Source organism: Dactylosporangium sp. NPDC048998, from assembly GCF_043197855.1.
In the GTDB taxonomy this organism is placed as follows: Bacteria; Actinomycetota; Actinomycetes; order Mycobacteriales; family Micromonosporaceae; genus Dactylosporangium.
In genome coordinates, this window is the sequence record NZ_JBICTV010000016.1 from 80908 (window position 1) to 92641 (window position 11734).

The following is an 11734-nucleotide window of genomic DNA, read 5'->3' on the forward strand; positions in this document are numbered from 1 at the left end:
GCAACGCCGGCGCCTTCACGGCGCCGGCCATCAGTGTTTCGAACCCGTACCGTGGAAATCTTCCGAATGAGTGCCGTTGAAATCGGCGTATTCCCTGTTGATTTCCTCCACGTTATTGAGCATGTCTGAGAGGAATTTCACCTGGTCGGCGTCACCATGAGAGAGGTCGCGAAGCTCGGACAGCAGAAAGTCGATGTACTTCATCTGGTTGTCCACTGCATCGATGATCGTCCTGTCTGACTGGTCGCGAATTTCGTCGGCAATTGGCCAGCAGGCCGCGAACTCGCTCTTCAGCTCGTCGATCACGAGCTGTAGTTCCCGTCCGTACGCGTAGAACGTTGCGCCGTCCAGCTTCTCGGTATCGGCCTGGATAATGTTGCTGAAGGGGTTGAGGGCCATGTCCTCAGCCCCGTTCCGCGGGCGGCGTGCCGAGGTCAGAGGGGACCTGCCGCATTATCTCGCGCATCATTTCATCGATGTCCGCCGTTCCATTGAGCATGCCGGCGATCGGCACGGCTGGGGGAAGCACGGCGGAGAACATCGACGCGAGTTCGGCCATCGCCTGCTTGCGCGCCTGTCCGATCGTCTCAACCAGCAAGGCGCTCAGCTCGGCAGCGGGCATCGATCGGTAGGCTCGAGAGTGGAACTTGACGTCGAGCACCTCGCCCTGTGCGTCGACGACGACCGAGACCGCCCGGTTCTTGGACTTCACCGTGACCGTCCGACCGGCCAAGTCGGTGTGTACCTGACGGAGCGCCTCTTGGCTTTGCTCCAGTTCGGTGTAGGCCCGTTCGAGGTCGTCTTGCCATGACGTGGACATGTCGTTCGCCTTCCAGTTGATCTATCGGTTCCCGCGCCCGCGAGTGGGCTCGTACGTGGGCTCGGGCTTGCGGGGCTGGGCCGGCCGGCGGGTCGGCTGGGTGGCGGACTCGGGCTCGTAGTCCTCCCGGCCGATCACCGCGGCCGTGACATCCAGGTCGGTCCCCCAGACGTCTTCCTCCTCGGTCAGCCAGGTGTTGCGTTCGCGGTCCTTCTCGTTGTCCTTGCCACCGGGATTGCCCATCGGGGGCATGTACGGCATGCCACCCATGCCGCCCACTGCCCCCGGGCCGCCGCCCGGCGCCGGGGTCGGGATCGCCATGGCACTGGACAGCCCGCCGATGTTCTCGCCGCCGGACACAAACGCTCCGCCTGCCACGGCCGCGGCCGGGAGGTTGGCGATCGGCGAGGGCGTGTATCCCGGTGGCGGCGTGCCCAGCGGTCCAATGTTGAAGCCACTGCCGGAGCCACCTGAATCGAGGCTCCTGAGCCCGCCAGTGCCGGAGCCGCCGGCGCCGAGACCATTCGGATCAAGGCCATTGAATCCGCCGGCACCGATGGCATTCGGATCAAGGCCCTTGAACCCGCCGGAGCCGATGGCATTCGGATCGAGCGGAAATGGTGTACCCGAGCCGCTACCGATACCAGCGCCGGACTCGAGGTTGTCGTCGAACCCCGCACCCACGACACCGGGCCGCCGGTTGTCGCCGCTGCCGCCGCCCGACCCACCCGGACCGGGCCCGCCGGCTCCGATGAAGCTACCGATGCCAAACCCGGAGCCGACGAGGCCAGGCCCATCCAGGCCAGGCCCGTCGAGGCCGGGGCCGTTGAAGCCGCCGAAACCGCCGGAGCCAGAGCCAGAGCCGAAGCCGTCCACGCCCGAGCCGTCCGTACCGCCGCCGAAATCCGCCCCGCTGACCAGACTGTTCGGAGGGGGCGTCACGCCGTCCGAGCCGCCGAACTCAGACGGCGGCAACTCTCCGTTCGAACCGCCCGTCCCAGGCGGCGGAAGCTCGGAACCACTGCCGCCGGTCGGGGGCAGCTCGCCGTTCGAACCGCCCGTCCCAGGCGGCGGAAGCTCGGAGTTACCTTGGGACGGCGGCGGCTCGTTAGGCCCTTTTTCGTCCGGTGGCTTCAGACCTGGATAGGGCATGTGCGGCAGCTTGATCACGCCACGCGACAACACGTTCAGCAGATCGTTGTAGGCGGTGATCAGATTTCCGGTCGCCGCCCGCGAGTCGGTGTCGAGTTTCTGCCAACGCTGAATCCACTCGTTCTTCAGATCGCTATTCAGCCGCGTCCACTCGGATTGCTGAATAAGGTCATATTGGGTGTTGGCGGACTGGGTGAAGATATCCCCGAAGTTGAAGTACCAGGCGGCCAGCGGATCAACAGTAGCAGCCGGCTTATTATTGCGAGCGGTGTCGTCGACCTGGCGCTCCATCGACTTGAGCAGGGCGTCGACCATGGTGTTCGGGTTGTGGTGCTGGTACGCGAGGAACGCGTCCCAGACCTTCGTCATGCTGTCGCGGAAGGCGACTATGGCCTTCGCCGTATCCTCCAGCCGGTACGTCCAGTTCGGTGCTGCCCCCGTACCCTCGATGTTCGCGGCGAGCATTGTCATCCCGAGCGCCATGTCGCGCATGGCCCACGAAAAGGCGTCAGCGGCGTCACCTTCGGCCACCCCACTGTCGTCGATCTCCTTGTACACCGAGTTGAGCTGCTTCTGGCCATCGCCCACGAGGTAGCGCCACACGTTCCGGAAACGCTCGGCGACCTCATTGAACATCGCCGGATCGAGATACTGGTTGCTGCCGATATTGTTGATAATCGACTGATTTGCAGTGAGCAACAGGTCGACCTGCTTGGACGGCGAGTCCTTGCCATCCCCCGCTTGCGTGCCCTCGTAGAAGGGGACTTTGGCCCGAATGAGTTGGTAAGTGAATACCGAAGTGTTGCCGCTGTATCGGCGCCATCGATAGAGCGTGATCTCGTTCCAGTTACCCTGCCCCGGCCCCTGCGGCATCCAGTGGTTCCACGGGCTCTGCGATGCGTCCTCCGTGGTCCCCGTGAACGCCGTGTCGAGGGTCATCCAGTTTGGGTTCGTCACGCGAGAGGGATCAACGTCATCCTGCATACCGAGGATGTCGCGGACTGCGGGATGCCAATCCAGCGGTGACGTCATCGTGATCCCCTCAATTCAGGTTCGCCCGAGGGCCCTTGTCAGGTCGTGCCCGGCAGGCCGGCACGGCCCGCACCTCCACGAGGGTCGCGGTAGGTACGGCCGTGCCGGCCACATCGGCGGAGCCGTCTACTTGCTGCTGGTGTTCCAGGATGGGGTGTTGGTGAAGTGATCTATCGGTTTCCGCGCCCGCGGGTGGGCTCGTACGTGGGCTCGGGCTTGCGGGGCTGGGCCGGCCGGCGGGTCGGCTGGGTGGCGGGCTCGGGCTCGTAGTCCTCCCGGCCGATGACCGCGGCCGTGACGTCCGGATCGGTTCCCCACACCTCTTCGTCCTCGGTCAACCAGGTATTGCGTTCGCGGTCCTTCTCGTTGTCCTTGCCACCGCCGGGGTTGCCCATCGGGGGCATGTACGGCATGCCGCCCATACCGCCCGCAGCGCCCAGACCGCCACCCGGCGCCGGGGTCGGGATCGCCATAGCACCGGGCAACCCGCCGATGTTCTCGCCACCGGACGCGTACGCCCCGCCCGCCACAGCCGCTGCCGGGAAGTTGGTCAGCTGCGAAGGCGTGTACCCGGGCGGCGGCGTGCCCAGCGGTCCAATGCTGAAGCCACCGGGCCTCTGCGGTGTCAGGCCACTGCCGGAGCCGAGACCCTTCGGATCAAGACCCTTGAAACCGCCGGAGCCGAGGTCGTTCGGATCGAGCGGAGCTGGTGTATTCGCACCGATACCCGCACCGGACTCGATGCCGTCGTCGAGCCCCGCACCGGCACCACCCGGCCGCCCACTGCCACCACTGCCAACGCCGGCCCCACCCGGACCGGGCCTACCGGCTCCGATGAAGCCACCGATGTCCGACCCGGAGCCACCCAGACCAGGCCCATCCAAGCCAGGCCCGTTGACGCCAGGGCCATTGACGCCGCCCGAGCCGTCGAGACCGCCGGGGCCATTGAGACCGGGGCCGTTGAAGCCGCCCGAGCCGTCCACGCCCGAGCTATCCGGACCGCCGCCGAAATCCGTCCCGGCAACCAAGCTGTTCGGAGGAGGCGTCATACCGCCCGAGCCGCCGAACTCAGACGGCGGCAACTCTCCGTTCGAACCGCCCGTCCCAGGCGGCGGAAGCTCGGAACCACTGCCGCCGGTCGGGGGCAGCTCGCCGTTCGAACCGCCCGTCCCAGGCGGCGGAAGCTCCGAACCACTGCCATCGGTCGGGGGCAGCTCGCCGTTCGAACCGCCCGTCCCAGGCGGCGGAAGCTCGGAGTTACCTTGGGACGGCGGCGGCTCGTTAGGCCCTTTTTCGTCCGGTGGCTTCAGACCTGGATAGGGCATGTGCGGCAGCTTGATCACGCCACGCGACAACACGTTCAGCAGATCGTTGTAGGCGGTGATCAGATTTCCGGTCGCCGCCCGCGAGTCAGTGTCGAGTTTCTGCCAACGCTGAATCCACTCGTTCTTCAGATCGCTATTCAGCCTCGTCCACTCGGATTGCTGGATGAGGTCATATCTTTTGTTTGCGGCTTTGGTGAAGATATCCCCGAAGTCGAAGTACCAGGATGCAAACCGGTCGCCGCCGGAAAGATCTGCCGGTTGGGCGTCGACCTGGCGCTCCATCGACTTGAGTAAGGCGTCGACCAGGGTGTTCGGGTTGTGATGCTGGTACGCGACGAACGCGTCCCAGGCGGCCTTCATCTCCTTTTTGAAGGTAACTATGGCCTTCGCCGTATCCTCCAGCCGGTACGTCCAGTTCGTTGTTTGCCCCGTGCCCTCGATGTTGGCGGCGAGCATTGTCATCCCGAGCGCCATGTCGCGCATGGCCCACGAAAAGGCGTCAGCGGCGTCACCTTCGGCCACCCCACTGTCGTCGATCTCCTTGTACACCGAATTGAGCTGCTTCTGGCCATCGCCCACGAGGTAGCGCCATACCTGCCGGAAACGTTGGGCGACCTCGTTGAACATCGTCGGATCGAGAGACTGGTTATTGCCAATATTGTCGATAATCGACTGATCGGCAGTGATCAGCAGGTCGGCCTGCTTGGACGGCGAGTCCTTGCCATCCCCGCCTTGCGCGCCCAGGTAGAAGAAGACCCAGGCCCGGATGAGCTGGAAGGTGGTGTGGTATTGGTATGCGCCGCTTGTGAGGTGTTCCGTGCGCAGTCGATAGAGCGTGATCTCGTTCCAGTTATCCTTGCCCGGCCCCTGCGGCATCCAGTGGTTCCACGGGTACGCACCGGTTTGACCTGGCCCGGGCGACTCCCAGTTCTCTGTCCAGCCTCTGGTCTCCCAGTACGACATATCGAGGCCAATCCAGGCTTTTTCGCTCACGCGAGAGGGATCAACGTCATCCTGCATACCCAGGATGTCGCGGACTGCGGGATGCCAATCCAGCGGCGACGTCATCGTGATCCCTTCAATTCAGGTTCGCCCGAGGGCCCTTGTCAGGTCATGCCCGGCGGGCCGGCACGGCCCGCACCTCCACGAGGGTCGCGGCGGGTACGGCCATGCCGGCCACATCGGCGGAGCCGGCTACTTGCTGCCGGTGTTCCAGGATGGGGTTTTGGTCAGGAAATCCTGCGCGGTGAGGTCGTTCAAGCTTTCCGTGTCGTTGGTGACGGCGATGAACATCTTCAGCTGGGTGGAGCGCAGGCTGGCCGTCTCGCGGATCTCCGTCAGTCGGGCGTCCAGATCCGCGCCGGTCTTGGCCACCGCCGCATTCACGTTGTTGCCCAGCGTGAAGTTGTTGTGCCCGGGTTTCAGGACGATCGTCTTGATGTCACCCTTCGGCGAGTTCACGACGTCCTGGGCGATGGTGTCGTTGATTTTCGCCGCGTTGTCAAGAAAGGCTTCGTCGACCGTGATTCCCACGTTCTCCTCCGTAACGGTTCAGGGCACGTCCAGCGGTCCGTGCCGACGGCGCCCGCTGGACGTTGCCACGCGAACAAAGGGCTCCTAGACATTGCCTCCGAACAGGGACGCACCCTTGCTGTCCGCGATGTGGTAGTTGTCGCGGATGGTGTCGATGGCGACGGCGCCCTTGTCGAGCGCCGCCCGCATCTGGTCGAGGCCGTTGTTCCAGGTGTTCTGCGCCTGCTGGTAGGAATTTGCCGCGTTTCCGGCGTTGGTGGCGATGAACTGGTTGACGTATCCGTTGAGGTCCTGCAGTGCGGCCTCAATGGACCTGGTGACGCCGCGCAATTCCATACCCGAGTCGAGCAGGCCGTTCGGGTTCAGAGCATAAGTCGCCATGAGTGCGACTCCTCCCTAGTTGATTAGGCGAACCACTTGGCGTTCGTGGCTGCCTCGTCCTCGGTGTTGGTCGAGATGTTCAGGTGCTGCGTCATCGCCGTCTGCAGTTGCTCGAGACCGGAGCGGACCTGCTGCACGCCGCCGATCCATTCGGCGAGGGAGTTGCGGTAGGTGGTTGCGGCGACACCGGTCCACTGCACGGAGCCGCTGACCGCGTCCACCGACTGGATCGCGGCATTGACTTGCGCCATCGTGGTTTCAAAAGCGTGGAGTGTCGCGGTGATGGTGGCGTCGTCGACGGTATTCGCCAACGGATTGGTCATGGTTGCTCACCCTTCGTTCTTCGTGGACGTTGGTGCCGGTTCGATCCGGCGGATGTCAGCGGCCTCACCTCCTCGCCGGCGCGTCCAGGCGCGGTCTCACCACGCCGGCCCGTGGATCGAGGGCGGTGGCGGCTTCGATGAGGTCGTCGAAGTCGACCAGTGGGATCTGCTCGGACCGCGGCCCCAGGTGGATGACCGGCAGTGGGTCGCAACCCACGACATGGGCAGGCACTGACACCCCGGTCTGGCGGGTCGGCCCGCAGACGGTGAGGCGGCACATCTCCCTGGTGGCAGCCATGGTCATGGCGTAGACAACGAAGAGAGGCGCGGCCAGGTTCATCAACTGGAAACGAAGATGGAACTTCCGTGATCCCCGAGGAGCGTCATGCGAGATCAGCCTTCGGGAGCCGCCGGCGCCACCCGAGGTCACGCCCGATGGCCTGCGCAGCGTCATGACGATCCTGATGAACCCGACGTCCAGGGCATCCGTTGTGTCCGGGACCAGTCGCACGACCTCAGCGTCGGGCCGAGAGGGGGAACGCTTGACCAGCCCGGCACCGCTTCCGGCCAGGCCGCCCTCGCAGGCGCCCGAGCCGTCGGCCCAACCGGATCAACCGGGCCGGATCAACGACACGCCCGAGACGCTGACCTCCCGGGCGACCGTACTCGATCCAAGCCGGTGGTCGAACCGGTGGCGCGAGCTGCCCGGGCTTCCGGCGACCCACCCGACGGCCCAGCCCGCGGCCAACCTCCCGGCGTTGTCCGGCCCGGTTCGCCCCGCGCCCGGGGCCGGCGCCTCGGCCCGGCCCAGCCCGGTTCGTCCCGCGCCTGCGCCCGCGCGCGCCGCTCCCCCGCCGTCGAGCGTTCCACAGTGGATGGACCCGGCCACGTGGGGCAACGAGGACCGCGCCCGGCTGCGCCGCGTGCTGACCGACCGGTACGACGCGTACGCCCGTATCGTCACCCGTACCCTTGCTGAGGAGCCTGGGCTGCGGGCCGCAGGCGGCGGTGCCGACCTGGTCACCGACCTGGTCGCGCTGTGCGCGTATGCGGCCGAGCGGCAGTCGGTGAACTCCGTCCTGCGCGGGGAGGTCGAGCACCCCGCCGGGCCGTACAGCCTGATCGCCCGCGGCGCCACGAGCGGACTCCGCCGCCTGCCCACGGTCATCGGCCCGGTCTACGCCACGAGCGATGCGGCGGTGGGGACCGTCTACCGCGCCGGTGACGAACTCGTCGAGCCGGCCTTCGTCGACGTCCGGCTGACCGGCGGTGCCGGCCCGGCGTCCGCGGTCGAGTACGTCATATGGTCGGTGAGCGCGCGCCGGGTCGACCGGTTCACACCGGAGGCACAGCCCACCGCGACCTTCCCGCCGGGAAGCCGGTTCGCGGTCCTCGCCGTCGACGATCCGGCCACCGACGGCCGGCTGCGGGTCCTGCTGCGGGACCGCAGCGGCGAGCGACCCCAAGCCGCCGGGCGGTGGGACGAGACATTGCAGCGGCTCCGGCAGAGCACCGTCGGCACCGGCAGTGGCCAGCACACGGGCACCTTGGGTTTTCCGCTCGGCCTCGATCGATGGGGTAACCCGTTCGCACTCACCACCGGAGGTTCACCGGCATGAATCAGAGTGTGGTGTCGGTGTCGCACACCGAACCGGGCGGGCTGCCCCGCATCGCCGACGCGCTGGCCGCCGCCGGGCCCGGCGTGACCGTCGTGCTGCAACCGGGCGTCTACTACGAGGAACTCCGGATCGTCGGCGACGTCACGCTGGCCGCCGAGGACGGTCCCGGTACGGTCACGCTCCGCGCGCCGGACGGCGTCGCCGTGTTCGTCGGCGCCGGCTCGGTGACCCTGCGCGGCGTCACCGTCGTGGGCGGCAGCGAGACCTTTCCCGCGGTCCAGGTCAACGGCGGCTCCTTGACCATGACGGACTGCGACCTGCGGGCCGACGGGCTGGTCGGGCTGCACGCCAGGGGCGGCCGCCTCGACGTGCGCAACTGCGTGGTGCAGAACGACTCGGGCGCCGGGCTGCTGCTTGAGCAAGGGGCGATCGGGACGGTCCAGTCGTCGACCGTACGCGACACCGCGGGTCCTGGGATCGTCATCGCCACCGGCGCCGACCCGCAGCTCGTCGATTGTGTGATCACCGGTGGCCAGGGGCCGGGGGTGCTCTCGACCCGCAGGGGCCGCGGCAGCCTCCTCGACTGCGAACTCACCGCGATCTCGGGTCCGGCGGTCGCCGTCGAGGACGGCGGCGCGGTCCGCCTGCGGCAGACGACCGTCCATGACACCTACGGGCCGGGCCTGGTCGCCACCGGCGGCTCCCCCGTGCTGGAGAATTGCGTCGTCCAGGCCGTCGACGGGCACGGGATCGTGCTCGCCGGAGACACCGACGCCAGGCTGACGCGCTGCCAGGTCGAGGGCACGAGCGGCCACGCGGTCCTCGCGCTCGGCAACAGCGCCGGCCATCTCATCGGCTGCTGGTTCGGCGAGACCAGCCTCGCAGCGCTCGCGTTCACCGACACCGCCACGCCGACCATCGAGGACTGCCGCATATCCAGCGCAGGCGAGGTGGCGGCGCTCTTCGACGGTACGGCGCGCGGCTCGCTGGTCCGTTGCGACGTGCGCGGCGCCCGGACCGGCGTGCTGATCCGGACAGGCGCCGATCCCGTGATCGAGGAGACGCTCGTCGCCGACTGCTCCGAGTACGGCGTACAGAGCATCGATGGCGGGCGGGGCACCGTGCGCAACTCGACCATCGAGAACTGTGGTGTGGCCGGCGTCCGGCTCGCCGACGCGCGGATGACGCTCACCGACGCGCGGCTGCGTGGCGGGCGGCATGGCCTGGTCGTCGCCTCGGACGGGCAGGCGACCGTCGACGCCTGCGAGATCGGTACGGCGAGCGTGGCCGGAATTCTCGTCGAGTCGGCCGGTGATCTCCAGCTGCGACGCAGCCGGGTACGCGGCGGCGCCGCCGTGGGCGTCCGGTTCGGGCCCGGCTCCCGGGGCGCGCTCGTGCAGTCCCAGATCTTCGACAACGGCACCGACGGGGTGCTGCTGGAAACCGCCGAACCGGTCGACCTCGCCAGCTCGTCGATCACCGGCAACCGCGGGGAACAGATCCGCCGGGTGAACGCCTCGGACCTCACCACCGCACGGGGCACGGGACCGCGGCCGGACCCGTCGGCACCGGTCGTGCGCCAACCGGGCCAGCCGGCCACGCCGAACCACCAGGACCAGCGGGCGCAGGCGATGGGCACCACGCCGAGCGGTACCGACGCGGCCGAGCCGTTCCTCGCCCAGTTGCACGGCCTGGTCGGCTTGGCCGCCGTCAAGCAGGAGGTGGCCACCCTGGTCGGACTGCACCGGGTGGCCCAGCGACGGGCGGAGGCCGGGCTGCCCCGGCCGCCGATGTCCCGTCACCTCGTCTTCGCCGGCGCGCCCGGGACGGGCAAGACCACGGTGGCACGCCTCTACGGCCAGATCTTGTCGGCCCTCGGCGTCCTGTCGGCCGGCCAACTCGTCGAGGCGTCGCGGGCGGACCTCGTTGCCGAGCACATCGGCGGCACCGCGGTGAAGACGACGCAGAAGTTCACCGAGGCCCTCGGCGGGGTGCTGTTCATCGACGAGGCGTACACGCTGAACCCGATCGATGGCGGCAGCGGCCACGACTTCGGCCGGGAGGCCGTCGACACCCTGGTCAAGCTGATGGAGGACCATCGCGACGAGGTCGTCGTCATCGTCGCCGGCTACTCGCCGCAGATGCGGCAGTTCATGGCCGGTAACCCTGGGCTCGCCTCGCGCTTCTCGCGCACCGTCGAGTTCGACAGCTACACGACCGAAGAGCTGGTCACCATCGTGGACCATCTCTGCAGCACCCACCACTACGTGCTCGAGTACGACACCCGCGCCGCCCTGGCCCGATTGTTCGACGCGATGCCCCGGACCGAGTCGTTCGGCAACGCCAGGGTCGCCCGGAAGATCTTCGAGGAGATGATCGGCCGCCAGGCGTACCGGCTCTCGGCCGAGGGGGCCTCCAGCGGGGTGGAGCTGGCCCAGCTGCTACCGCAGGATATCGACGCCCCTCAGGCCGCGCCCCGAGGCGCCGATGGCGACCGGGGCTCCGAGGTGGACGGCCTGCTCGCGACGCTGAACGGGATGATCGGGCTCAGCGCTGTCAAGCGCGAGGTCGCAGAGCTCATCGACCTGCTTGCCAACGTCTCGGCCCGGATCCGGGCCGGCCTGCCCACCCCACCGGTCTCCCGCCACCTGGTCTTCTCCGGACCACCCGGGACGGGGAAGACCACGGTGGCCCGGCTCTACGGCCGCTTGCTGGCCGCGCTCGGCGTGCTCAGCAGCGGACAGGTCATCGAGGTCGCCCGCGCCGACCTCGTCGGCGAGTACATCGGACATACGGCACACCGGACCAGGGAGGCGTTCGACCGGGCCCGCGGCGGCGTGCTGTTCATCGACGAGGCGTACACCCTCAGCCCGCCCGACGCCCGCAACGACTTCGGCCGCGAGGCGATCGACACGCTGGTGAAGCTGATGGAGGACCATCGCGACGAGGTCGTCGTGATCGTCGCGGGTTACGACGAGGAAATGGCCTCGTTCCTCGCCGCGAACGCCGGGCTGGAGTCACGATTCACCCGGCACATCCACTTCACGCACTACACCCCGGACGAACTGGTCGCGATCTTCCAGAACCTGGCCGGCGCGAGCGGGTACGAGTGCCCTTGGGAGACCCTCGACGCGCTGCGGACCCACTTTTCGGCGGTACCGATCGGACGCGCGTTCGGCAACGGCCGGTACGCCCGCCAACTGCTCGACATGGCGGTCACCCGGCAGGCCGGCCGACTGCGCGGACGAACCGATCCGTCGGTTGCCGAACTGCAGGTGCTGCAGCCGGTTGACATCACACCCGTGCCGAGACCGTCGGGTGGAGCGGTTGCGGACTCCGCTGTTCCCGGACCGGTGCACGGCGCCGGTGGAACCACAACGACCGGAAGCGATGCGGCTCTGACGATGGCCCCAACCCGCCCACGCCGGCCTAGGATGGCGCCACCCGCCGGGACATAGCTGGGCATGACCTGCCATTTTCTGATGGAGAACGCCACCCGGGCGGGTGGGACGACTCGTGGGCGGTGGGATTCACGCAGGACAGGGTCTG

General features: G+C 67.7%; 10 protein-coding genes. 2 read left to right on the top strand and 8 right to left on the bottom strand.

Annotated features, from left to right (window positions below):
- Positions 1-30: 30 nt before the first annotated feature.
- The 8 genes from ACGFI8_RS29970 to ACGFI8_RS30005 all read right to left on the bottom strand — a co-directional run bounded on the left by ACGFI8_RS29970 (position 31) and on the right by ACGFI8_RS30005 (position 7077).
- Entirely contained in the window at positions 31-399 is a 369-nt protein-coding gene (locus tag ACGFI8_RS29970) for a hypothetical protein (RefSeq protein WP_392809988.1), read from the bottom strand.
- A 4-nt stretch (positions 400-403) separates the two neighbouring features.
- Entirely contained in the window at positions 404-820 is a 417-nt protein-coding gene (locus tag ACGFI8_RS29975; RefSeq protein WP_392809989.1) for a YbaB/EbfC family nucleoid-associated protein, read from the bottom strand.
- A gap of 21 nt (positions 821-841) precedes the next feature.
- On the bottom strand, positions 842-3004 hold the full coding sequence (locus ACGFI8_RS29980; protein ID WP_392809992.1) for a hypothetical protein: 2163 nt from the start codon (positions 3002-3004) through the stop codon (positions 842-844).
- Between the two features lie 170 nt (positions 3005-3174).
- On the bottom strand, positions 3175-5397 hold the full coding sequence (locus ACGFI8_RS29985; RefSeq protein ID WP_392809994.1) for a hypothetical protein: 2223 nt from the start codon (positions 5395-5397) through the stop codon (positions 3175-3177).
- A gap of 126 nt (positions 5398-5523) precedes the next feature.
- Entirely contained in the window at positions 5524-5862 is a 339-nt protein-coding gene (locus ACGFI8_RS29990; protein WP_392809995.1) for a hypothetical protein, read from the bottom strand.
- Positions 5863-5946: 84 nt separating this feature from the next.
- On the bottom strand, positions 5947-6243 hold the full coding sequence (locus tag ACGFI8_RS29995) for a WXG100 family type VII secretion target (RefSeq protein WP_392809997.1): 297 nt from the start codon (positions 6241-6243) through the stop codon (positions 5947-5949).
- Between the two features lie 23 nt (positions 6244-6266).
- The gene (locus ACGFI8_RS30000) at positions 6267-6566 is read right to left on the bottom strand and encodes a WXG100 family type VII secretion target (RefSeq protein ID WP_392809998.1); all 300 of its coding nucleotides are present in this window, start codon (positions 6564-6566) and stop codon (positions 6267-6269) included.
- Positions 6567-6630: 64 nt separating this feature from the next.
- Positions 6631-7077, bottom strand: coding sequence for a hypothetical protein (locus ACGFI8_RS30005; protein ID WP_392809999.1), 447 nt, complete (start codon positions 7075-7077; stop codon positions 6631-6633).
- A 364-nt stretch (positions 7078-7441) separates the two neighbouring features.
- On the opposite strand from ACGFI8_RS30005, the gene ACGFI8_RS30010 reads away from it, so the two are divergent.
- Both ACGFI8_RS30010 and ACGFI8_RS30015 read left to right on the top strand, forming a co-directional pair.
- The gene (locus ACGFI8_RS30010; RefSeq protein WP_392810001.1) at positions 7442-8185 is read left to right on the top strand and encodes a hypothetical protein; all 744 of its coding nucleotides are present in this window, start codon (positions 7442-7444) and stop codon (positions 8183-8185) included.
- Positions 8182-11643 carry a right-handed parallel beta-helix repeat-containing protein gene (locus ACGFI8_RS30015; protein ID WP_392810003.1) on the top strand — a complete coding sequence of 1154 codons (3462 nt, stop codon included), beginning with the start codon at positions 8182-8184 and terminating at the stop codon, positions 11641-11643. The genes ACGFI8_RS30010 and ACGFI8_RS30015 overlap by 4 nt, the downstream gene beginning before the upstream one ends.
- Positions 11644-11734: the final 91 nt, after the last annotated feature.

Bases quoted from the DNA above. Each gene is read 5' to 3' on its own strand.
- ACGFI8_RS29970 (WP_392809988.1), bottom strand. From the start codon at position 399: ATGGCCCTCAACCCCTTCAGCAACATTATCCAGGCCGATACCGAGAAG.
- ACGFI8_RS29975 (WP_392809989.1), bottom strand. From the start codon at position 820: ATGTCCACGTCATGGCAAGACGACCTCGAACGGGCCTACACCGAACTG.
- ACGFI8_RS29980 (WP_392809992.1), bottom strand. From the start codon at position 3,004: ATGACGTCACCGCTGGATTGGCATCCCGCAGTCCGCGACATCCTCGGT.
- ACGFI8_RS29985 (WP_392809994.1), bottom strand. From the start codon at position 5,397: ATGACGTCGCCGCTGGATTGGCATCCCGCAGTCCGCGACATCCTGGGT.
- ACGFI8_RS29995 (WP_392809997.1), bottom strand. From the start codon at position 6,243: ATGGCGACTTATGCTCTGAACCCGAACGGCCTGCTCGACTCGGGTATG.
- ACGFI8_RS30000 (WP_392809998.1), bottom strand. From the start codon at position 6,566: ATGACCAATCCGTTGGCGAATACCGTCGACGACGCCACCATCACCGCG.
- ACGFI8_RS30010 (WP_392810001.1), top strand. From the start codon at position 7,442: ATGGACCCGGCCACGTGGGGCAACGAGGACCGCGCCCGGCTGCGCCGC.
- ACGFI8_RS30015 (WP_392810003.1), top strand. From the start codon at position 8,182: ATGAATCAGAGTGTGGTGTCGGTGTCGCACACCGAACCGGGCGGGCTG.